The sequence below is a fragment of the Aliidiomarina minuta genome (assembly GCF_003987145.1).
Classification (GTDB): domain Bacteria; phylum Pseudomonadota; class Gammaproteobacteria; order Enterobacterales; family Alteromonadaceae; genus Aliidiomarina; species Aliidiomarina minuta.
The window spans coordinates 1,550,673-1,570,568 of the sequence record NZ_PIPL01000001.1 but is presented as its reverse complement, the minus strand read 5'-3'; the positions used below and the strand labels follow the sequence as shown (position 1 = coordinate 1,570,568).

27 protein-coding genes are annotated in these 19,896 nt (G+C 48.6%); 23 read left to right on the top strand and 4 right to left on the bottom strand.

What is annotated here, in order from left to right; genetic code table 11:
• Window positions 1–4: 4 nt before the first annotated feature.
• Window positions 5–385, top strand: coding sequence for a VOC family protein (locus tag CWE09_RS07510; protein ID WP_126803360.1), 381 nt, complete (start codon window positions 5–7; stop codon window positions 383–385).
• A 16-nt stretch (window positions 386–401) separates the two neighbouring features.
• Here the strand turns inward: CWE09_RS07510 and CWE09_RS07505 are convergent, their stop codons facing one another.
• On the bottom strand, window positions 402–1,049 hold the full coding sequence (locus CWE09_RS07505; protein WP_126803359.1) for a TetR/AcrR family transcriptional regulator: 648 nt from the start codon (window positions 1,047–1,049) through the stop codon (window positions 402–404).
• Between the two features lie 93 nt (window positions 1,050–1,142).
• Between CWE09_RS07505 and CWE09_RS07500 the strand changes: the two genes are divergently transcribed.
• The 7 genes from CWE09_RS07500 (at window position 1,143) to CWE09_RS07470 (ending at window position 4,716) form a co-directional block, all read left to right on the top strand.
• The gene (locus CWE09_RS07500) at window positions 1,143–1,361 is read left to right on the top strand and encodes a hypothetical protein (protein WP_126803358.1); all 219 of its coding nucleotides are present in this window, start codon (window positions 1,143–1,145) and stop codon (window positions 1,359–1,361) included.
• 62 nt (window positions 1,362–1,423) lie between these two features.
• Window positions 1,424–1,915 (top strand): DoxX family protein, encoded by a 492-nt coding sequence (locus CWE09_RS07495; RefSeq protein ID WP_126803357.1) that lies wholly within the window; start codon window positions 1,424–1,426, stop codon window positions 1,913–1,915.
• A gap of 49 nt (window positions 1,916–1,964) precedes the next feature.
• Window positions 1,965–2,759 carry a helix-turn-helix domain-containing protein gene (locus CWE09_RS07490; RefSeq protein ID WP_126803356.1) on the top strand — a complete coding sequence of 265 codons (795 nt, stop codon included), beginning with the start codon at window positions 1,965–1,967 and terminating at the stop codon, window positions 2,757–2,759.
• A 48-nt stretch (window positions 2,760–2,807) separates the two neighbouring features.
• Window positions 2,808–3,269, top strand: coding sequence for a carboxymuconolactone decarboxylase family protein (locus CWE09_RS07485; RefSeq protein ID WP_126803355.1), 462 nt, complete (start codon window positions 2,808–2,810; stop codon window positions 3,267–3,269).
• A gap of 71 nt (window positions 3,270–3,340) precedes the next feature.
• Window positions 3,341–3,931 carry a GNAT family N-acetyltransferase gene (locus CWE09_RS07480; protein ID WP_126803354.1) on the top strand — a complete coding sequence of 197 codons (591 nt, stop codon included), beginning with the start codon at window positions 3,341–3,343 and terminating at the stop codon, window positions 3,929–3,931.
• Window positions 3,932–3,957: 26 nt separating this feature from the next.
• Window positions 3,958–4,290, top strand: a complete 333-nt coding sequence (locus CWE09_RS07475; protein WP_126803353.1) for a LysR substrate-binding domain-containing protein — start codon at window positions 3,958–3,960, stop codon at window positions 4,288–4,290.
• A gap of 36 nt (window positions 4,291–4,326) precedes the next feature.
• Window positions 4,327–4,716 (top strand): VOC family protein, encoded by a 390-nt coding sequence (locus CWE09_RS07470; protein WP_126803352.1) that lies wholly within the window; start codon window positions 4,327–4,329, stop codon window positions 4,714–4,716.
• 772 nt (window positions 4,717–5,488) lie between these two features.
• On the opposite strand, the gene CWE09_RS07465 is transcribed toward CWE09_RS07470, so the two are convergent.
• Entirely contained in the window at window positions 5,489–6,115 is a 627-nt protein-coding gene (locus tag CWE09_RS07465; protein WP_126803351.1) for a glutathione S-transferase family protein, read from the bottom strand.
• 169 nt (window positions 6,116–6,284) lie between these two features.
• Between CWE09_RS07465 and CWE09_RS07460 the strand changes: the two genes are divergently transcribed.
• The 15 genes from CWE09_RS07460 (at window position 6,285) to CWE09_RS07385 (ending at window position 17,974) form a co-directional block, all read left to right on the top strand.
• Window positions 6,285–7,235: a helix-turn-helix transcriptional regulator gene (locus tag CWE09_RS07460; protein ID WP_126803350.1), complete on the top strand. Its 951-nt coding sequence runs from the start codon at window positions 6,285–6,287 to the stop codon at window positions 7,233–7,235.
• Between the two features lie 251 nt (window positions 7,236–7,486).
• Window positions 7,487–8,482: an alpha/beta hydrolase gene (locus CWE09_RS07455; protein ID WP_126803349.1), complete on the top strand. Its 996-nt coding sequence runs from the start codon at window positions 7,487–7,489 to the stop codon at window positions 8,480–8,482.
• Window positions 8,483–8,640: 158 nt separating this feature from the next.
• A complete protein-coding gene (locus CWE09_RS07450) occupies window positions 8,641–9,567 on the top strand; it encodes an ABC transporter ATP-binding protein (protein WP_126803348.1) in 927 nt (308 codons plus the stop codon).
• The gene (locus tag CWE09_RS07445; protein ID WP_126803347.1) at window positions 9,564–10,325 is read left to right on the top strand and encodes an ABC transporter permease; all 762 of its coding nucleotides are present in this window, start codon (window positions 9,564–9,566) and stop codon (window positions 10,323–10,325) included. The genes CWE09_RS07450 and CWE09_RS07445 overlap by 4 nt, the downstream gene beginning before the upstream one ends.
• Window positions 10,326–10,509: 184 nt before the next feature.
• Entirely contained in the window at window positions 10,510–11,586 is a 1,077-nt protein-coding gene (locus tag CWE09_RS07440) for a hypothetical protein (protein WP_126803346.1), read from the top strand.
• A gap of 132 nt (window positions 11,587–11,718) precedes the next feature.
• Window positions 11,719–12,174, top strand: a complete 456-nt coding sequence (locus tag CWE09_RS07435; protein ID WP_157982834.1) for a GNAT family N-acetyltransferase — start codon at window positions 11,719–11,721, stop codon at window positions 12,172–12,174.
• 109 nt (window positions 12,175–12,283) lie between these two features.
• Window positions 12,284–12,541 (top strand): hypothetical protein, encoded by a 258-nt coding sequence (locus tag CWE09_RS07430; protein ID WP_126803344.1) that lies wholly within the window; start codon window positions 12,284–12,286, stop codon window positions 12,539–12,541.
• Window positions 12,534–13,709 carry a winged helix-turn-helix domain-containing protein gene (locus tag CWE09_RS07425; RefSeq protein ID WP_126803343.1) on the top strand — a complete coding sequence of 392 codons (1,176 nt, stop codon included), beginning with the start codon at window positions 12,534–12,536 and terminating at the stop codon, window positions 13,707–13,709. The genes CWE09_RS07430 and CWE09_RS07425 overlap by 8 nt, the downstream gene beginning before the upstream one ends.
• 202 nt (window positions 13,710–13,911) lie before the next feature.
• The gene (locus CWE09_RS07420) at window positions 13,912–14,493 is read left to right on the top strand and encodes an LOG family protein (RefSeq protein ID WP_126803342.1); all 582 of its coding nucleotides are present in this window, start codon (window positions 13,912–13,914) and stop codon (window positions 14,491–14,493) included.
• Between the two features lie 26 nt (window positions 14,494–14,519).
• Window positions 14,520–14,954 (top strand): DUF1761 domain-containing protein, encoded by a 435-nt coding sequence (locus CWE09_RS07415; protein ID WP_126803341.1) that lies wholly within the window; start codon window positions 14,520–14,522, stop codon window positions 14,952–14,954.
• Between the two features lie 47 nt (window positions 14,955–15,001).
• A complete protein-coding gene (locus tag CWE09_RS07410; protein ID WP_126803340.1) occupies window positions 15,002–15,310 on the top strand; it encodes a hypothetical protein in 309 nt (102 codons plus the stop codon).
• Window positions 15,311–15,338: 28 nt separating this feature from the next.
• Window positions 15,339–15,800, top strand: a complete 462-nt coding sequence (locus CWE09_RS07405; RefSeq protein ID WP_126803339.1) for an AAC(3)-I family aminoglycoside N-acetyltransferase — start codon at window positions 15,339–15,341, stop codon at window positions 15,798–15,800.
• A gap of 54 nt (window positions 15,801–15,854) precedes the next feature.
• Complete coding sequence (locus CWE09_RS07400; RefSeq protein WP_126803338.1) at window positions 15,855–16,502, top strand: class I SAM-dependent methyltransferase; 648 nt, start codon at window positions 15,855–15,857, stop codon at window positions 16,500–16,502.
• Window positions 16,503–16,579: 77 nt separating this feature from the next.
• Entirely contained in the window at window positions 16,580–17,476 is an 897-nt protein-coding gene (locus tag CWE09_RS07395) for a DMT family transporter (protein WP_126803337.1), read from the top strand.
• 141 nt (window positions 17,477–17,617) lie between these two features.
• Window positions 17,618–17,974, top strand: a complete 357-nt coding sequence (locus tag CWE09_RS07385) for a DUF1801 domain-containing protein (RefSeq protein ID WP_126803336.1) — start codon at window positions 17,618–17,620, stop codon at window positions 17,972–17,974.
• Between the two features lie 133 nt (window positions 17,975–18,107).
• Here the strand turns inward: CWE09_RS07385 and CWE09_RS07380 are convergent, their stop codons facing one another.
• On the bottom strand, window positions 18,108–18,578 hold the full coding sequence (locus CWE09_RS07380) for a hypothetical protein (RefSeq protein ID WP_126803335.1): 471 nt from the start codon (window positions 18,576–18,578) through the stop codon (window positions 18,108–18,110).
• A complete protein-coding gene (locus CWE09_RS07375) occupies window positions 18,578–19,723 on the bottom strand; it encodes a PepSY-associated TM helix domain-containing protein (protein ID WP_126803334.1) in 1,146 nt (381 codons plus the stop codon). Before CWE09_RS07375 ends, CWE09_RS07380 begins: the two co-directional genes overlap by 1 nt.
• Window positions 19,724–19,896: the final 173 nt, after the last annotated feature.

Genomic DNA, 19,896 nt, shown 5'->3' with positions numbered 1-19,896 from the left:
CACAATGCTTCCTAAACCGCACCGCGTATCCCTGGTTTTTTACGTTTCCGACATTGTCCGCACTGAGTCTTTCTATCAGGACGTTCTGGGTATTCATTTGAGCCGTGAGGGAGGAGCCGATCCCTTCTGGCTCTCAGGTAGCCTGGAGGGCCTTGATATTATATTTTTTCAGATGGAAGGCAAACGCGGCAATACACCCGCGCTTGTTTTTGAACTGGCGGACGGTGGTATTGACGACATAGTGGCTGAACTTTCGGAAAAAGGAGTCACAATAGTTACGCCGGTTGAAGAAGCCCCCGGTGGGTGGAGTGCTGATTTTGTAGATCCTGACGGATTCGGGATGGGGCTGTGGCAACCTGAAGATAAGCCTCGAAGTATGAAGTAATAAGCTGATCCGCGTTTTATTTTTTTATAATCTCAGGCGGTGAAGTAGCGGTCAGGGCGAGGCCGCTTAAACTGAGGATTCGTTTCATCATATTGCCAGGCCCTTTTGGGTCAGCGTGGACCTGCTCGGCAAAATCGGTGTTTTCGAGCAGCAAGGTAGCAAAACCATGTACAAGTGACCAGGCAAGGGCTGTTTTATCGGCCAGGAGCTTTTCGTCTCCTCCTGCATCCTCGTTGACTTGTCGCATTGTTGTGTCCAGATGGGCGTAAACCCGTTCGCCTGCCTCTTGTAACCTCTCGTTTTCTTTGTCTAAACGGTCGGTGCGAAACATTAATTGGAAGCGAGCCCGATGAGCACTCGCGTACTCTACATAAGCCAGCCCTGCAGCCTGTAACTGAGAAAAAGGGTCGCTGGGTGCTTCCTTTCTGTGGTGCTGCATTAAGTTATCCAGTTGCATGAAGCTCTCAGTCGCTAATGCAGACATTAACCCGCGCACCTCACCGAAATGATGAGCTGGCGCGCCGTGCGAAACATTGGCGCGGCGAGCACATTCGCGAAGCGTAAAGCCCTCCATGCCCCGATCCTGTAAAACGGATTCTGCGGCTTTCAATAAACTCGTTCGCAAATCACCGTGGTGGTAACCCGGTTTGTTAGCTGCGGCCATTATTTAGTTGACTCCCTATATTCTTGACACTGTCTAGTTTAGCAATTATTCTTGCTTTTGTCGCAACTAGACAGTGTCTAGATGAGGAATGGTATGTCACTTGAATTATTCTTTTCTGCTGCGGGTTTATTAACGATCCCCGCCTGGCTCGTGCTGATGCTCTCACCACGAAGGATCAGTTGGGAACGTTATGTTATCGGGCTGGTCGCTATCGCTTTAAGCATACTTTATGCGGGGCTGCTAGCAGCCTTCTGGTACTTGCATCATGAGGAACTGGTGTGGAGTCTTATGTTACTGGTCTGGTTGCTGTAGTTATTGTAATACAAGGCACCATGCTCAGTCGCAATCGGTACATGAATTGGAGATACTAATCTATGATAACGCCCATCATTATGCTGGCTCTCATGATGACCCCCTACCTGCTGGCCTGGGGGATGTCAGCTGCTAGCCATCGTGAATTTAATACCCGAAGCGCAGCCGCGATAGGGTTGAGTGCGTTGTTTATCTTTACCGGCATCGGTCACTTTGTGCAAACCGAGGCTATGGTTCAGATGCTACCGTCCTGGGTGCCTATGCGTTTGGGTCTTGTGTACGGTTCGGGGTTGCTAGAGTTCACCATTGCTCTGGGCTTTCTCATTTCAAATTACAGGCGGCTCGCGGGATGGTTAGCGGCGGCGGTGCTGATTCTGTTTTTCCCGGCGAATATTTACGCGGCTCTGAACTATATTCCTATGGGCGGCCATGAATGGGGACCGGTTTATCTACTTATCCGGGCTCCGCTGCAAGTGGCTATTCTTGTCTGGGTGTATTGGTTCACGATAAGACAACCAACTAACATTAGTGATCTATACCAAGGCAATGTATGAGTGGGGAAGGGCGGTAAATATGGAAGGCCCCGGGGGGTGAGGTATTCAAATGACATTTCATGCATTCGGCTTGAGTGAGCTACAGCAAACCCAACTGGGCTGGCGTAGTCGGCGACCGGCGCCGGCGCTTCGCCCCTGGATTGAGCACTACTACCTATTACGACCACAAGGTGAGTCAGAGTCATATCGGCTGTATCCTGACGGCGGTTCGACTCTGACTATACCGTTACAGGATGCCAGGGCAGAGGCATGTCATTTCAGTCTTAGCAGAGTGAATAGTCAGCAATTATGGCGTCCTGATGAGCAGAGTCTGGGAATTCGTTTCACCCCTGGTGGTTTTTATGCCTTATTCGGGCTGTCGATGGCTGAAGTGAAGGAAGCAACGGCGGGTGGGTTAACTGGTTTACCATGGTTATCTTTATTGTGTGAGTTGGTTTCAGACAAAGGGCCTTTCAATACCCAGCAATTGGACAGCTTTTTCCTGCAGCATATGCAAAGGCGTGCACCTGTCGCTGGGGCTGTTCAGTTCTGGCAGGAGGCGGGGCTTAGGGCACCGCAGGAAATCCGTAGTTTTTTGAAAAGCAAAGGCGTGGGGCGGCGCACACTGGAACGTCAGTTTCAGCTGCATGTCGGCGTGTCCCCCGGCCAGCTCTATACATGGCAGCGTCTTAAGCGAGCGCGTTATCTGATTCGAACCCGGCCAGAGCAGAGATTAACGGATCTCGCTTTTTCTCTTGGTTATTACGACCAGGCTCATTTTGTACGCCAGTTTCGCCAGTTCTGTGGCCAGAGTCCGGGCCAGTATCGGCAGCGAAAGTTGTCGCAATTATACAAGGCAGGCTGAGCCTCGCAGCTTAAAGTAGAGTTCTGTGAGAACTTAGGAGAACCTATTATGTCTGCATCTGGCAGCCGTTTATCAACGGCACAACTGTATAAACTGCAACCGCAACTGCTGAAAAGCCTGCTGGATTTAGGTGAGGCCGCAGCGCAAGTTATAGAACCTAAACTGGTCCATTTAATAAAGCTGCGAGTTTCGCAGTTAAATGGCTGCGCTTTTTGTATGAAAATGCATGCAGCAGAGGCCAGAGAGGACGGCGAAGCCCAAACCCGGCTGGATGTTTTAGCGGGCTGGCGGGAAACCGAGCTGTTCTCAGTCCGCGAGCAAGCCGCTTTAAGCTGGGCGGAAAGTCTGACCTTACTTGCCGGCTCTAAAGAAGTAGCTGAGGCAACTTATCAGCATGTTAGCGAGCAATTGACTGACGAAGAGCTGGCAAATTTAACAGCGCTGGTCATTGAAATTAACGGCTGGAATCGAATTGCAGTTGGCTTTCATGCGCAAGTCACTGATAGCTGACAGAGGAATGTCGAAAGGCAGGCTTCTGATTCGTCTATAGAGTACTGACAAGCAAAATATACAGGATTAACATGCTGAATCATGACATCAGAGCAGCCACTTCAGAGGAAGAGACTGCTGTTATTCATACGATAGCCCTGGCCTTTGCCAGCGATCCCATGGCGCGATGGAGCTGGCCCGATGCGGCTCAGTATCTTGCTATCATGCCCAGCTTTATACGCGCCTTTGGAAGCGAAGCCTTTGCACAGGGCAGTGCCTATATTACTGGCGACAAACAAGGGGCTGCGTTATGGCTACCACCGGGCATAGACCCGGATGAAGAGCGACTAGCGTCTATTATTGCAGAAACAGTTCCGGATTCGCAGCAAGAAGACGTATTCAAAGTTATAGAGAAAAGCGCTTCTTTTCGTCCGGCAAAGCCCCATTGGTATCTCCCCCTGATAGGCGTTGATCCCATCAGTCAGGGAAACGGGCATGGTTCTGCATTACTCAAATACGCACTGCAACAATGCGATAAAGAGGGGAGCGAGGCATATCTTGAATCTTCAAACCCCAGAAATATTGCACTGTATCAACGCTACGGTTTTGAAATTTGCGGAAACATTCAATATGGCACCTCGCCAACTATGGTTCCTATGCTGCGTTTGCCCGCAGAGGTGTGATGTAACTTAGCGGCTTAAGATCATCCATCGGTGGCCGTCTGGATCCTGCAGCTCAACAGGATAGAGCGCACTGGCATTTTGTTGAGCAGGGTAGTGACTTACATATTCCGGTTTCCGGACGTTTAAAAGTTAATAGCTCTCAGGCACTTGTGAATGCATTGAGGCAAGGTGTCGGCATCGGTATGGTGCCTCGATATCAGGTGGCCCGGGATCTACAGGCGGGCACTATGACAGAGCTGCTGACTGATTTCATGCCGCCACCCAGTCCGGTGTATCTGGTTTATCCACACCGTCGTCACATGAATGCTGCCGTTAAAAGCACGCTGGATTTTTTCCATCAGAATATAGAAAACCCATGAATTTTTGCTTACAGAAATTAAGAAGGAGTTTTGCTGATGATCGCTTACACAATGGTTGGTACCAAAGATATTGAGAGAGCCCTGAAATTTTATGATCCGCTCTTCGCTGAAATGCAGCTGGATGTATGCTGGAAAGATGAGTCTTCCAAAGCATACGGTAAAGCCGATGATTCTAACTATCCCATGTTTTTTGTCGGTTATCCTTTTGATGGAAACCAGGCCAGCGTCGGCAATGGCACTATGACTGCATTTCAGTTTAATGCTCCGCAGCAGGTGGATCGACTCTATGAGATAGCTATGAACTGCGGTGGTAGCTCGGAAGGAGAGCCAGGTTACCGGCCTCAGTATACAGAAGGTTTTTATGCCGCTTATGTGCGTGACCCGGATGGCAATAAACTGGCATTTGTTGTGTATCCGAAAGAGTAGTGGGTGCGCAGTGATCGCAGCAAAAATATCTAAACAGTCTGGCGGTAATAGCAAAAAAATCTTAAAAAAAAAGATATTATTGATATATAAATATTATGTAGGAGTACCGTGATTACTTAAAAGGGAAAAAAACTCATGAAATGGATGCACACTTTACTCTTTATACTTACCCGCATGCTCTCTTCAAATAGCTCATTCTCGAGTGAAATGGCGCTCCCACCCTCGGGGTGCGTCCCCAATAAAAAATAAGAGTGAGATGCTAATGTTTTTAAAAATAAAAAGAACCATCTGGATGTTGTTCTGTTCGTTCAGTTTTGCTATCGCTGTCATGCTGATGGGATATGATATTTCTTCGCAGATGTTTATCTGGAGCATATTGTTAGTGTTCTTTATATATTGCGTTGTTCTTACGGTGGTAGATTCTGTTGTCGAAAAGAATAAAGCAGAACATAAGGGTGAATGATTATGTTTTTTAAAATAAAACGAAGAACATGGATGGTATTTTGTTCGTTCAGTGGGGCTATCGCGGTCATGTTGATGGGATACAGCATGTCTTATCAAATGCTGGTCTGGAGTATGCTGATCGTATTATGTGTCTATTATGTTGCTCTTTCGGTGGCAGAGTATGTTGTCGAGAAGGATAAGCAATAGACAAAAGTATAAACGATAACGTGATAAATAACTTGCAGTGCTTTATAGAGCGTTGATCAGGTTTTCACCAGGGAAGGCAGCCGGAACTCAATGCTGCCTTTCCCTGTACCGCATTAAGTTATTATTGAGGTACTCGTTCCTGCAGCGCGTCATCCAGATGACTGGCGTGGATGTAAGCTTTACGCGCTTGTAGGCGTCGTGCGTATTCCTTAAATGCCGGGCGCTCTTCCAGGGTTTTGAACACCATGCCCCAGATAATATGGCTGCCGACGTAGATGTCGGCGGCGGTAAACTGCTCACCGCATATGTAGGGCCCATTTTTTAAAGCGGTTTCCAACGCATTGATTGTATCCTCATACAGGCCACAGCCTACCTCGGGCGCGTTTTCGGCATCAAGTCGCCAGTCGTAGGCTTTGGCCGAGGTTGCCATTTCCAGCGGACCGGCGGCAAAAAATAACCAACGATAATAGCTGCCACGCTCGGCGCTGTCAGGCGCCGGAGCAAACCCTTTTTCAGCAAACTGATCGGCCAGGTAGGCGCAAATCGCGGCTACTTCGGTGACTACTAGATCGCCGTGGGTAATCACAGGTACTTTCCCCATCGGGTTCAATGCCAGGAAGTCTGTCGATTTCATCTCAGCGCCGTATTCCATAACTTTGACCTGGTAAGGTACATTCAGCTCTTCCAGCAGCCAGCGGATGATACGAGCGCGGGAATTGGGATTGGTATATAAAGTTAATTCTTGCATGTCTGCATTCCTTTTGGGTTGAACAGATATTTTGTGAACATATAACGACGGCTTTATTCCGTCTGAACCGCACTATAAAACCAATATAGGACAGAATACGTCCTACTTATCCGCTATATTTGTTTTTTACAGTAGGAAAATAAAAACAGATACCTAAAGGAAAATGCAGATGAGTGGTCCGACTATCCGCGTACTGAGCTTATTGGAATTACTGCAGTCTAATAGCCAACTTACCGGCACTGAGTTAGCCAGACAGTTGGGTGTTGATAAGCGCACAGTACGACGTTATATACGGGTTCTCGAGGATCTGGGGGTTCCTGTTACAACGGAACAGGGACGCGATGGGGGTTATACGTTGGTGGCCGGGTTTAAACTGCCTCCTATGATGTTTACCAACGAAGAAACCTTTGCATTGTCGCTGGGTTTACTGGCTGCAAATAACCTTCATCTGGCGGGTACTCAAACGGCGCTGAGCAGTGTTCAGGCAAAGCTGGAACGAGTAATGCCGGCAAAGTTGAAGTCCCGGGCTAAGGCAGTTTCTGAGCGGATTAGCCTGATGTTCCCTGAGTCAGTTACGGATGCTCCTCAGCCACACTTGCAGCCACTGTTGGATGCTCTTGAGCATCAACGCTCAGTGGCTATCTGCTACGCCCGTCATCAACAGGAAGTGGTCTCAAGACGCGTCGACCCCTATGGGCTGCTGTTTCGCCGGGGGCACTGGTACATGAGCGGTTATTGTCATTTACGCCAGGAACTCAGAACTTTCAGGCTTGATCATATACAGCAGGTTGAACTGCTTGAAGTCTGTTTTGAGCCTCCAGAAGGTTTCAATACTGCGGAGTACTTTATTCAGAGTCTGAATGCCATGCCCTGTAACCTTGAAGTGAAAGTAGTGCTACACGCTGACCAAAGCGAGGCTGCTGAGGTACTGGGATCGATGGCTGGCATGCTGCAACCACAGCAGGACGGATTGTTACTTAGCACTCGTACCGACAGCAGCTACTGGTTTGCACTCTGGTTAAGCCAGCTCCCTTTTGACTTCACCATTTTGGAACCAACAGAGCTTAAACTAGCACTGAAAAATCAGGCTGAGCGATTGTTAAAGCTCTCAGGAAGGTAGCTTTTGAGCAATAGTGCTATTCAGGTTGCTGACAACTATACTCATCAATAAGAATTACTTATCTGACTTGCAAGCGGTAGTAGTGTCTTACAAGGTATTAAAATGGAGTGTGACATCCATACGCTTGTGAAGTACCCGAATATCAAATCTGTAGTCGGGTGCACTTTTCAAAGCCGCTCAGGCTCAGTTCAGCGGAACTATTGCATCCAGAGTCGGACAAAATCTCTAAATTAGCCCTGAAGGAGTTATCCATGCATAACTGGATTTATACGCTGCTTAGCGTTTGCTTTTTGAGTTTGACTGTTTCAGCCATGGCGAACGATGAGGCGCTGCAATACGATGAGCGGCTGAGTAATTACTCGTACCCCTTTGACGTGCACAACTTTGCGTTTGACAGTCAGCGGCAAAGCCTGGAAATGGCCTACATGCATTTACCGGCGGAAGAAGGCCAGCCGACCGTGCTGTTATTGCATGGTAAAAACTTCGGCGCTGATTACTGGGAAGACACTGCCAACTATCTGCATGAGAAAGGCTACGGGGTTTTGATGCCTGATCAGATTGGTTTTGGTAAGTCGTCCAAACCCGAGCATTATCAGTTCACCATCGAAGGACTGGTCAATAACACCCGGGAGCTGGCGCACAGCTTAGATATTGCTGAACTTATCGTGATGGGGCATTCCATGGGCGGCATGCTGGCCTCTCGCTATGCCTTGAATCATGCTGATGAGGTCAGCAAACTGGTACTGGTGAATCCGATTGGTTTGGAAGACTATCTGCGCTACGTGGAGTATAAAGACCCAGCTTTCTTTTACGCTAACGAGCTGGATAAAACCATTGCTGGCGTTCGTGAATACCAGCGTGAACACTATTACGACGGCCAGTGGTCTGACGATTACGAGGCGCTTATTCAGATTCACGCTGGTTGGATAAACGGACCGGATTGGGAACGCGTGGCCTGGAATAATGCGCTGACTTTCGACATGATCTTTACCGGAGCTGTGGTCAATGAGTTCGACCAATTATCGGTACCCACCGATTTGATTATCGGCACCCGAGACACCACCGGCCCCGGGCGTGGCTGGAAAAAGGAAGGTGTGGAGTATGAATTGGGCCGTTTTGATCAACTCGGTAAACGCGCAGCCGAGCAAATTCCTGAGGCTTATCTGCACGAGCTTGAAGACATTGGCCATATGCCTCAATTCGAAGCTTTTGAACGGTACAGCCGCCTGCTGGATGAGATTTTTTAACCCGGCAGCATATATAAGTATATATAAAGGTAACCCCTTCTTGACCTAAACCTAACTTCAGGTATTAGCATGACCAGTGTTAATAATTAATCCACCGTTCTTGTCGATTCAGGCAGAACGGTAACGATTAGTTAGTACGTAAAATCCTGGAGAATAAGATGCAGAATATCCTTGAAGTTAAAAACTTAAGTAAGCGCTATCCCTCCGGCCTACAGGCACTGAATAATATCAATCTGAGCATAGAGCGCGGCGAGATCCTTGCGCTACTGGGGCCAAATGGAGCAGGAAAAACCACACTGATAAGCATTATTTGCGGGCTGGTAAACCCCGGTAGTGGTTCTGTTTCTGTGGGTGGTTATGATGTGGTGCGCGAGTATCGTAAAACCCGCAGTAAGATTGGACTGGTGCCGCAGGAACTTTCTATCAATATGTTTGATACGGTTTGGAATACGCTGCGCTTTAGCCGCGGGGTGTTCGGTAAAGCGGCTAACGATGAATATCTGGAAGAGGTGCTGCGTTCATTAACGTTGTGGGATAAACGTGATGAACAGTTGCAGTCACTGTCGGGTGGTATGAAGCGGCGGGTTTTGATTGCTAAAGCACTGGCCCATGAACCTGAGATTTTATTTCTGGACGAGCCCACAGCGGGTGTGGATGTGGAATTACGCCGCGACATGTGGTGTCTGGTTGCGAAACTTCGTAGTCAGGGCGTAACCATTATTCTTACTACGCACTATATCGAAGAAGCTGAAGAAATAGCGGATCGGATCAGTATTATTAATGCTGGTGAGATTATGCTGACTGAAAACAAAGAGCAGCTGATGAAGACGCTTGGTAAAAAACAGCTTATTTTGCAGCTGCAGACGCCAGTTCCCTCGTTACCTCGCGAATTTGCAGACTTTGATATTCACTATGACGCTGCGGCGCAACGGATGACCTACACCTACGATACCAATAGTCAGCAGAATCGAGTGACTGAGGTATTAGGGGCGTTGAACCGCGCAAATATTATGCTCAGTGATGTGCGCACGGAACAGACATCGCTTGAACAGATCTTTGTAAACCTGGTGGAGGCTAAAGCATGAACTGGTATGCCATAAAAGCGATTTATTTATCCGAGCTGGCGCGCACCTGGCGTACGCCCATGCAGAGCATTGCTTCGCCTGTATTATCGACATCGTTGTACTTTATTGTGTTTGGTTCAGCCATAGGTTCGGCGATGGTCAGCATTGACGGCATCAGTTACGGCGCCTTTATTGTGCCGGGGCTCATTATGTTGATGGTGCTGACTGAAAGTACTTCTAATTCTTCTTTCGGTATCTACATGCCGAAGTGGTCTGGCGCTATTTACGAAATTCTCTCGGCACCGGTTTCAGCGTTCGAAATCGTGGTCGGTTATGTGGGAGCCGCGGCCACCAAATCTTTGATTCTTGGGGTTATTATTTTGCTTACTGCGCGGTTATTTGTCGATTACTCAATCATGCATCCATTCTGGATGATTTTATTTCTCTCTCTGACCGCTATCACTTTTAGCCTGCTTGGTTTTATTATCGGTGTGATGGCGGACGGTTTTGAACGGCTGCAGGCCATTCCACTGATGGTAGTCACGCCACTGGCTTTTCTGGGCGGTACTTTTTACTCCATTAGCATGCTGCCTGAGTTCTGGCAGACAGTGACCCTGTTTAATCCGGTGGTGTACCTGGTCAGTGGTTTTCGTTGGAGTTTTTACGGAGTCGCCGACGTCAGCATAGTCTGGAGCCTGGTAATGATATGTTCATTCCTGGCGCTTTTCCTGGCGATCATCTGGTGGGTATTCCGGACTGGTTATAAGGTGAAGGTCTGAAGAGCAAATGCCAAAACCTGAATACACACGTTGCGCCGCAACCATAATTCGATAGACTAGCTTGTTTCATCGGTTGGAGCGGATTATGAATCGCCCCCTGTCAGGGAAGGTGCGATTACTGTTGTACTTGTTTTGTGTCAGTTATGCTGGGACAGCTTATACAGGCACTGAACTTACGGAGGACTTGTATAATGCAGGTCCTCCTGAAGATGACGTACCTTTATTTGACGACGATGATGCGTTTCTCGATCCTGTTACTCTTGACTACATCCCCTCGGCCGAGCGTGCATACCGTTATCGTATTAACCAGATTTTATGGGAACGTGAGCGTTTAGGGGTTTCCATGTTGCATGAGGATTACCCGTTGATCCCTGGCTGTGTTCCTGTGCAGGGCGTTGAGCGTTTACCTGCGGCTGACCGCTCACATCATCTGGCCTCGCGCGGTGTCTGTTTCCCGGGCCAATGGATTGATAGCTTCTTCGCCGAAGAAGATAGCCTGCCTTATGCAGCGCGTACTTTAGTGCGGGCCATGTACTTTTCACGTTGGCAAGAAAACGAAGGCTACGTCGGGGGAACCCGAGTGGATGGTCATATTAGCCTGAATAATATATCTGACCGCTTGTCATTAATTCTGCGCAGTGCCGATAAAGACGATGACCTGTTGCGGGAACGCCTTGATGTTGAAAGCCCTGATGACCGTGGCAAAGCTCGTGCTGCGGTGCGCTTTGCCACCGCGCTGGGCAGACAGGCTAGTTCACGCACTGATGTTGGAATACGAGGCAGTACACCTTTTGTCCGTACACGCTTTCGTTATAACCAACCTTTGATTTGGGGTGTTCATGGTCGCTTCAATCAGGAATTTTACTGGCGTGGCAATGATGAACGTCGCGGTGTGGTGTCCGAATTGCAGATGGGTCGCCGTTTAACTGGCAATACTACGCTGCGTGCGACCTCTACAATAGAGTCCAACACAGCATTACGAGCCCAGGATGTGCTCTGGCAATGGTCGCACAGCGTGAGTCATTTCTGGCGTCTGGCACACAGGACGGGGTTGCATACTTTGGTACGAGTGAATGGCAAGTATCAGGAACAGCATAAGGTACAGAGCTACCAATACAGTATGCGTTTTCGTAGCAGTCTGCTGCGGCCCTGGATTTATTATGAAGTCGAACCCTTTGCGCTACAGAAGCGGGAAAACAATTTCAGCACCTCGCCGGGTATTATGTTCCGTTTCGAGGTGCAGTTTGGCGACTATCACTGAGACGCAGAATAGAACGCCTGTGCTGAATTAATAATTCCAGCGTGATTTAAATTCAGTCCGTTTGGTGTAAACAAAAGGCGGCCAACACTGCATAGTGTTCGGCTGTCTTACTTAATTATGGGATTCATCTTTATGGAGTTACGAGCCGCTGAAGCTTCTGATCTTGTAACCATCCTTAACTGGGTGGCAAACGAACGCGAATGCCAGATGTGGGCCGGGCCTGCCATTTGTTACACGGCCACACCTGAGCTGATATGGTCTGACATACATGCATCGCAGGAAAGCAGCTTTGTCCTGCTTAACACTCATACTGCCCTTGCTGGATTCGGTCAATTACGGCTCCGAGCTGAGCAAGGTGTTCATCTGGCTAGGTTAATCGTTGATCCCGAGCTACGGGGGCAAGGCATTGGTAAGCAGCTGTGTCGTGCACTCATGAAAGAGGGCACTGAAAAACACAAAGCCCCGCACTTCACTCTTAACGTGTACGAGTCTAATAAGGGCGCTATTAAGCTATACCAGTCTTTAGGGTTTGAAATAAAAACAAAGGATAAAGCCGGGCTTATTGCCATGTTTAAAATGTCAGAGTGAGATGATTGCGTTGTTGGTTTTTCATGCATAGATAATATGCCATTATGTATTTTTGAGAATTGCTTAAAATATCAGCGGTAACGGACAGGCAGGCGAGGAGCGCTACTAGATGAAAAAAGAAACCGAAAGTTGGCCGGTAAAATATATTGTTCCGGTAGTCGCCACTATCATAGCTACCAGGCTTTTATTCTATTTCACGGGCTTTGATTATTCCCTGTTCCGTGACCCTTTCAATATGTGGTTTTTTATTATTGATATCGCCGTTTTTGCTAGCATCTTTTGGATCTGCTTAACACTCTGGAACAAGCTATTACAGAAGTACCGCCGGACCGCTCAGGCGGGGCAGTCTGCAGACAACCATGATTGAAATAAGCCCTCGCGATCTGAAACGTCTGCGACGGCTGACGCTATCTGCACAGGGTTTGCTGCAGACACAGCCCTTTGGGCGGGGTCTGGCCGGGGCTCGTAAAGCCATTAACCACATAGGTTATGTGCAGATTGACAGTATTTCGGTAGTGGAAAGGGCGCATCACCATGTGTTTCAAGCCCGGGTACCTGATTTCACACCGGACATGACGCATCAACTTTTGCTGAATCGCGATATTTTTGAATATTGGTCGCATGCAGCCGCGTTTTTGCCGATTGAGGATTTCCGCTTCTCGTTACCTTATAAAGCAGCCATTAAAAGTGGCCAGACGCACTGGAACCGAAATCCAGATCGAAAGCTCATGGCTGAGCTGTTGCGACGCATAGAAACGGAAGGCCCGTTGCGTTCGCGGGATGTAGAAAGCAACTCCCGAAAGCGGGCCGGGTGGTGGGACTGGAAACCTGCCAAAAAGGCGCTGGAGCAGCTCTATATGGAAGGGGATCTCATGGTCAGCGACCGTGAAGGTTTTCAGAAAACCTATGATCTCACCGAGCGGGTGTTGCCCTCGAATGTGAATACGCAAATGCCGAGTATGGAAGAGTTTGCCACTCATATGCTTGAGCAGCAGTTACGCTGCCATGGAGTGGTGACATTGAAAGGCCTGACCTATCTGCGGCGCAATGCAGCACTGCGTAAAGCCATGAAAGACTTGGTAAATGACAGGCTGGCGCAGGGAGATTTAGAGCAGTTAAAACTGCCCGGTGATGAAGTTTATCTAGTAGAAAAGGGCGCGCTTGAACAGCCGCTTCCCAAAGTCGACAAGCGCATGCGGATCCTCTCGCCATTTGATAACAGCGTCATTCAGCGTGACCGGCTAAGTGCGCTGTTTCAGTATGATTACCAGATAGAATGTTATGTGCCAGCGGCTAAGCGCAAGTATGGCTACTTTTGCCTGCCGTTACTTTTTGCTGATGAGTTTGTCGGGCGCATGGATTGCAAAGTGCACCGTAAAACCCGGCATCTGGAGATAAAATCACTGCATTTCGAATCTCATGACTTTGATCACGAGCAGGTTATGACAGCATTCGCTGACGCTCTTAAAGGCTTTTGCGATTTTCAGCAATGTGACACTGTGGAAACTTCTGTTTCTGGTGAAGCACACGCATGACTCGCATAGTTGAGCCGTCAACCCTGACTACGAATTCTGGCTTTACGTTCTGCCATCTCATTTTTGGCATCGTCATGCGCTAAAAAATCAGCTTCCCCAGCACTACCTGTGGGTGCTTTTAGTAATCTCAATAATTGAGCTATAACCATGCGCAAACGTGGACTTTAGATCACAACTATAATGACAACGTAACGGAGTTAATATGAAAAGGATTTGTGTCTACTGCGGTTCCAGTGTGGGTAAACGCCCTGAGTACATTGCGGCGGCGCACGAGCTGGCTGATATCATGCTGGACCGTGGAATCAGCCTGGTCTATGGCGGCGCCAGTGTGGGCATCATGGGCGAACTGGCGAATCGGATGCTGGCTTCTGGTGGGGAAGTCTATGGCGTTATTCCGGAAGCTTTGATGAACAAGGAAATAGCTCATGGGGGACTCACTAAGCTACAGGTTGTGAAATCTATGCACCAGCGCAAAGCCGTGATGGCGGATTTATCTGATGGTTTTATCGCGCTCCCCGGTGGCTTAGGCACCCTTGAAGAAATATTTGAAGTACTGACCTGGGCACAGCTGGGTTTCCATAAAAAGCCGAGCGCATTGTTGAATGTGGCCGGTTATTACGATCAGCTGATTGGTTTTCTGGATCATGCCGTATCTGAAGAGTTCATTAAACCTGTTCATCGGAAGCTGGTTATCAGCGATACCAGCCCTGAGCAGATCATAAATTCGATGGAGAACTTCACAGCGCCCACGGTGGGTAAGTGGATAGACCGGCATGAAACATAACAATACATGCGAAGAGGAAGAGAACTATGACACTGGATATGATCGAGTGTAGTTGGTTAAACATTGTGGCAATCATTGCCGGCGGGCTTGCCTATTTTATGCTGGGCGGGCTCTGGTACATGAAGCTTTTCAGTAAACGCTGGCTGGATGCTGTGGGGCGTACAGCTGAAGATTTTAAAGACGGTGGAGCTGGCGCAACGATGCTGCTCACGCTCGTTGGCTGCTTAGTGACGACGGCTGTGCTTGCGCTGGTGTATGGCTGGGCTGGCGGTGAAACCGTGCTGGACGGGCTGGTGATAGGTTGTATTCTGGGTGCTGGTGTTGCTGCTATGGAGGCTATGAAAGGCGCTGTGTACAACGTGGATGAGCGGGTGAAACCCTGGGCACTATATGCCATTAACGGAGCTTATGCGGTGTGTGGTCTGATGCTAGCTGGCCTGGTGTACGCGCTCATTGTATGACTACAGTGAATCGAAGCGCGAATTGTGGCAATTCGCCGAAGAATAAAATGGTAGAGAATATCGCTGTTGCTATGGAGGCAAAGGACACTGAGTTCCTATCCGATGTTCTGGATCCTGAAACTGTGTGGAATGACGGCATTGCAAGCCTGACCAGTGCGGAACAAATCCTCAGTCAGGTGAGCAGCCGCAGTGGACCCGATACGGTAACTATTGATCATGCGATGTCTCACGGCAAAGTAGGCGCTGTTAATGGCATCTCAATTAACGGGGAAATAGAGCAACGCTTCTGTTACGTGATTGAGTTCACCTCGACTAAGTGTAACCGGGTCCGGCGACTCGAATCTTACCGCGGTTGAGAGGATAGAGACGGGTTGGGAGTTATTTATGGCTTTTTGCATTCATTACCTTACGCGGAATGATGTGCCTCTTCTGGAAGCAATGCTGAAGACATTCGGTAAGGCTTTTAATGAAGTGCATACGTACACAGGAAATATTCCCAGCGCAGGTTATTTGCAGAGACTGCTAGATGGCAACTCCTTTATTGCACTCGCGGCTCTTAAAAATGCAAAGGTTGTCGGAGGCCTTGCAGCTTACGAGCTGAAGAAATTCGAGCAGGAACGCAGTGAGATTTATATCTATGATCTTGCTGTGGATTCCGGGCATCGTAGGGAGGGCATAGCTACCGCCCTGATAGAGGCGTTAAAGAAGATAGCCGCTGAGCGCGGTGCCTACGTGATCTATGTTCAGGCCGACACCGGCGTCGAAGACCAACCTGCAATTGCTCTGTATAGTAAATTAGGTAAGCGCGAAGACGTTCTTCATTTTGATATCGATGTTAACGAGTGAGCCCCGTTAGGTCTGCCTGGTCTTAAATCTTTATGAGTCAAACAGGGAGTGGTTATGGAACCCGAGAATATAGCTTCGCAGTTACGTTGCCCCAACGGTAAGGAAGCCTCTGATGTAGCATTAAAGATGAATGACGCAAATCGTTCAGTGAATCAAAAATGCATCGAATTACTGCAGATAGCGTCGGGTGATAAGGTTCTGGAAATCGGGCCAGGCAACGGCGCTTTTGCGGCTGATATTGTTGGTTCGGCGGAAGAGGTCATTTATACCGGCCTGGACTGGTCAGCGGATATGGTGGCGCAGGCCAGCCAGCTTAATAGCGAGTTGCTGGCGCAGGGAAGCGTTAACTTTCAAAGTGGAAGCTCGGATAAACTGCCGTTTGAGCCCGGTACTTTCAATAAAATACTCACCGTTCATACCCTCTATTTCTGGGAGCATCCCGCCGATCACCTGAGTGAAATCCGGCGGGTGTTGCAGCCCGACGGGTTGTTTTGCATAGCCTTTGGCGATCGTTCCTTTATGAAAGAGCTGCCTTTCGTGCCATATGGTTTCAATCTCTACGATATCCCAGCGGCACAGGACATTATGCAGGCTGTGGGTTTTCGGGTTGTTGATGTGCAGAAGTTTTATGAAACAGGTCGCAGTAATACGGGCGATATCGTAGAGAAACTTATCAATATCATGGTGGGGACCCCGCAATAAGTTTATAAAGCCGACCTTGATTTTTTGCCGATGGCTAACTAGAGAGTAGAGTAAACCTCTATATTTGTGGGGAGCAGATGGCGGGAGCGAGTGCAGTTTTGGTGGCGCTGGCGGCCCTTTTCTGGGGCTTGTCTGGTGGGATTGGCGGTATTCTTATGGCCGATGGCTGGGATGCGTTCGTAGTTTCCTTCTACCGGGGCGTTATCGGCCTGTTGTGCGTTCTTCTCTGGTTGGCACTGCGCCCTCAGGGCAGCGGGCTGGCGAATCGTCGATTATGGTTCTGGTCTGCCCTTGCCGGTCTTGGCGTAGCCGGTAACTTCGCTTTTTATTTTATCAGTATCGACCAGGGAAGTGTCGCGGTAGCGGCAACCCTGATGTATTGCGCGCCGGTATTTGTATACCTGGTTTCTTTTGCTTTGCAGCTTGAAAGCCCCACGCCCATAAAATGGCTGTCCATTGGACTGGTGATGGTGGGGGTTGTGTTGCTTACACAGATTTATGATATCGGTGGCAGCGATCTCACAATGGTTGGAGTCAGTGCCGGGCTTCTTTCCGGACTTTCCTACGCCATATTTATTTTTGGCTTCAAGTATGCAGCGCCCCATGGCAGCCCTCAGGCGATTCTGGCCATAGCTTTTGCAGTATTGACCCTTATTCTTATCTGGCCGGGTGATAACACGCAAATCACAGCGGTGCTGACAACTTCGGACTGGCCGTTGTTTTTAGGTTTGGGCGTGCTCGGCGCGGGGTTATCGTTTGTTATTTATATTCGTGGATTAAATTATACATTGCCAGCGGTAGCCGCCATTGTAGCTATGGTTGAGCCGGTCACCGCTTCACTCTTTGGTGTTGTAGTTTTAGGCGAAAGTCTGGTCGCCTCACAATTTGTGGGTATGTTATTAATCCTGCTTACGGTCACGGCCCTGAGTGTGCACTCGGAGTCGGCACGGCCATTTTCTGGTGCTTCCAAATAGACTGGAAACTGAGCACCGGGAAGTATGCGCACTGCTTGCGGCGCTGGCTTAAAAAGGCCACTGAAATTCAGTGGGACTATGAGAATCTTGCAAAGCGTAAAGGTCACCTGGAAAAACTGACTTAAATTTGGGTGTTACAACATGGCAAAAAAATCGGTTTCAACACTTTTAGAAGATATCCGTCTGCTCGGTGGCGAGCAGTACGTAATAGTGGAGCGTGTTCGTGCATTGGTTCATGAGTTGATCTCGCCGGTTTCTGAAGAGGTAAAATATGGTGGCATACTCTTTACTTCAGACGTTGAGTTTGGCGGTGTTTTTGCCTACAAAAAACATGTGTCAGTAGAGTTCAGTGACGGCGCCAAAATTAATGATACTTTGGGTCACCTGGAGGGAGTGGGCAAAGGGCGCAGACATATCAAACTTCACTCTGAAAAGGACATTGAAACAAAACAGCTGGCTCACTACCTTCCTCTTGCTCTGGAAGCGTCGCGTGATTAGCTGGATAGGTATCTTCAGGCAATGGCAACGAATCGGAGGGTTGAGTCTTGCTAAGTAAAAAAAAGCCCCGAATACTGTCCGTTATTTCTTCGGGGCTTAAGGGAGGTGTTACTTAGCAAAAGCACGTATTGGTCTATTCCAGCCACTCATCAGGAAGGGACCAGTAGGCCTGATGAATATCGCCGTCCCAGGTTTGAATCGTCAGCCAGACCTGGTGTTGAACTTCAAAAAACTGAGGGGCTATGGCATGCACATGTTGTAATACGTCAGTGCCATGCAGGATGCCTTCGTCGTCCTGCTCCAGTTCATGCAATGGCATAGCGGTTTCACCAATGTTGACATACCCCTGTCGGATATCGGCAACTTCGCCTTCACGGAGGTGAACCGAGAAATCTTTCACCCAATCATCATGATGAGAGTATGGGACGTCATGGTTGAGTGGTTGTAAGGCAACTTTAAAGGGACCGACCTGACGATCATCCCAGACATCAGGAGATGGAGAGGGTTGCAGCGCCTGGTACAGGAAGTAAAACGGCAGGATCAGAAGCAGGCCATTGAGTTTGAATTTATTACGGTTCCAGAATGTATTTTCACGCCGTGCCATTAGTGAGCTCCTTCATTTTGCATGTGTTGCGAGGCAGCAAGCCGCTGTGCTTTCGAGGCTTTCATGGTGCGAGAACCCCAGATTAAAAAGCCGGTAATGGACATGGCAGAAAGAATAAGACCAAACATAAACCAGATAATTTTGGTCCAGATGCCGCCAATAGTGCCGTAGTGCAGGGGATCCACCAGATGTTGAATGCTCTGCAATGAGTTCATATTGCCTGGAGATTTCGTGCGGGCGATTTCACCAGTCCAGGGATTGATATCCAGTCGGTAGGCAGACTGGTCGTAGAAAATAAAGTCGCCCCCACCCATGATTTTGAACATGTCGCGATTGTGTTCCGGCATGATGACGAAACTGGGGCGAAGATCGGGAAAACGCGCCTCGGCAATCTGCAGTGCCTGTTCGACAGACACCGGCGGTTGTGCGCGATCGCCGAAAGGCACGTCCGCGACCTGAACAAGAGGCGGGTGCTCGTCAATATCGATGTCTGCGTGCCACAGCACTTGCTGGGTAAAATACCAGAGCCCGGTCACGCTCATCAGGATAAGAAACCATATCGACCAGGCGCCGCCGTGCTTGTGCAGATCCGTAAGCAGTGATTTTTTGCCCTGCTTTACACGTATTTTAGGCTGGGTGTAAGCGCGCCAGAACTTTTTGTAAATGACCAAACCTGTTATCAGGGCGCCTATCATCACAAAAGACATGGCCGAGACCAGGTAATAGCCAATGCTGTAGCCATTCTGCCAGGGAAATAACAACCAGCTATGTAAGGAACGCATGAAGCTGATAAAAGTAATGCCCTGATTCACTTCCTGAATCTCACCGGTGTACTGGTTTACATAAGCGATGCCCATGGGAATATTTTCATCTGAAAAAATGACAGCGTTAATCAGGTAGGGTTCTAACACCAGAACCATGCTCACATTTGCTGTAGAAAACTGGCTTTCCACAATGTTGATTAATTCATAAATGGGTTTAGCGGGCAGGTTCTCAGGATTGACTGCACGGGCATTCTCATTAAACAGCCAGGTTAGTTCGTGACTGAACACGGCAATGGTTCCGGTAATGCAGATAAAACAGAATAAAATCCAGATAGGCAGAGAACACCACCCATGTAATTTAAACCACTGTCTCTGTGTCATTTTTGACTTACTCCCGAGAAAACTTTCCCGGAATGATATTGCAAATAAGAATCATTATCAAATATAGTGTAGTGGTAATTATTCTTGTTTAGATTCCTGATTATGCGTTAAAAATTGGTAAAGTGCAGTATTAACAGTGGTTTACGGATTCTCACTGACGCTCAGCAATGATA

Excerpts from the sequence above, each read along its gene's own strand:
- CWE09_RS07425 (WP_126803343.1), top strand. The coding sequence starts at position 12,534 with ATGATTGAAATAAGCCCTCGCGATCTGAAACGTCTGCGACGGCTGACG.
- CWE09_RS07465 (WP_126803351.1), bottom strand. The coding sequence starts at position 6,115 with ATGCAAGAATTAACTTTATATACCAATCCCAATTCCCGCGCTCGTATC.
- CWE09_RS07400 (WP_126803338.1), top strand. The coding sequence starts at position 15,855 with ATGGAACCCGAGAATATAGCTTCGCAGTTACGTTGCCCCAACGGTAAG.
- CWE09_RS07405 (WP_126803339.1), top strand. The coding sequence starts at position 15,339 with ATGGCTTTTTGCATTCATTACCTTACGCGGAATGATGTGCCTCTTCTG.
- CWE09_RS07410 (WP_126803340.1), top strand. The coding sequence starts at position 15,002 with ATGGTAGAGAATATCGCTGTTGCTATGGAGGCAAAGGACACTGAGTTC.
- CWE09_RS07420 (WP_126803342.1), top strand. The coding sequence starts at position 13,912 with ATGAAAAGGATTTGTGTCTACTGCGGTTCCAGTGTGGGTAAACGCCCT.
- CWE09_RS07510 (WP_126803360.1), top strand. The coding sequence starts at position 5 with ATGCTTCCTAAACCGCACCGCGTATCCCTGGTTTTTTACGTTTCCGAC.
- CWE09_RS07450 (WP_126803348.1), top strand. The coding sequence starts at position 8,641 with ATGCAGAATATCCTTGAAGTTAAAAACTTAAGTAAGCGCTATCCCTCC.
- CWE09_RS07455 (WP_126803349.1), top strand. The coding sequence starts at position 7,487 with ATGCATAACTGGATTTATACGCTGCTTAGCGTTTGCTTTTTGAGTTTG.
- CWE09_RS07380 (WP_126803335.1), bottom strand. The coding sequence starts at position 18,578 with ATGGCACGGCGTGAAAATACATTCTGGAACCGTAATAAATTCAAACTC.
- CWE09_RS07395 (WP_126803337.1), top strand. The coding sequence starts at position 16,580 with ATGGCGGGAGCGAGTGCAGTTTTGGTGGCGCTGGCGGCCCTTTTCTGG.
- CWE09_RS07485 (WP_126803355.1), top strand. The coding sequence starts at position 2,808 with ATGTCTGCATCTGGCAGCCGTTTATCAACGGCACAACTGTATAAACTG.
- CWE09_RS07385 (WP_126803336.1), top strand. The coding sequence starts at position 17,618 with ATGGCAAAAAAATCGGTTTCAACACTTTTAGAAGATATCCGTCTGCTC.
- CWE09_RS07500 (WP_126803358.1), top strand. The coding sequence starts at position 1,143 with ATGTCACTTGAATTATTCTTTTCTGCTGCGGGTTTATTAACGATCCCC.
- CWE09_RS07460 (WP_126803350.1), top strand. The coding sequence starts at position 6,285 with ATGAGTGGTCCGACTATCCGCGTACTGAGCTTATTGGAATTACTGCAG.
- CWE09_RS07415 (WP_126803341.1), top strand. The coding sequence starts at position 14,520 with ATGACACTGGATATGATCGAGTGTAGTTGGTTAAACATTGTGGCAATC.
- CWE09_RS07445 (WP_126803347.1), top strand. The coding sequence starts at position 9,564 with ATGAACTGGTATGCCATAAAAGCGATTTATTTATCCGAGCTGGCGCGC.
- CWE09_RS07430 (WP_126803344.1), top strand. The coding sequence starts at position 12,284 with ATGAAAAAAGAAACCGAAAGTTGGCCGGTAAAATATATTGTTCCGGTA.
- CWE09_RS07495 (WP_126803357.1), top strand. The coding sequence starts at position 1,424 with ATGATAACGCCCATCATTATGCTGGCTCTCATGATGACCCCCTACCTG.
- CWE09_RS07490 (WP_126803356.1), top strand. The coding sequence starts at position 1,965 with ATGACATTTCATGCATTCGGCTTGAGTGAGCTACAGCAAACCCAACTG.
- CWE09_RS07435 (WP_157982834.1), top strand. The coding sequence starts at position 11,719 with ATGGAGTTACGAGCCGCTGAAGCTTCTGATCTTGTAACCATCCTTAAC.
- CWE09_RS07480 (WP_126803354.1), top strand. The coding sequence starts at position 3,341 with ATGCTGAATCATGACATCAGAGCAGCCACTTCAGAGGAAGAGACTGCT.
- CWE09_RS07505 (WP_126803359.1), bottom strand. The coding sequence starts at position 1,049 with ATGGCCGCAGCTAACAAACCGGGTTACCACCACGGTGATTTGCGAACG.
- CWE09_RS07375 (WP_126803334.1), bottom strand. The coding sequence starts at position 19,723 with ATGACACAGAGACAGTGGTTTAAATTACATGGGTGGTGTTCTCTGCCT.
- CWE09_RS07470 (WP_126803352.1), top strand. The coding sequence starts at position 4,327 with ATGATCGCTTACACAATGGTTGGTACCAAAGATATTGAGAGAGCCCTG.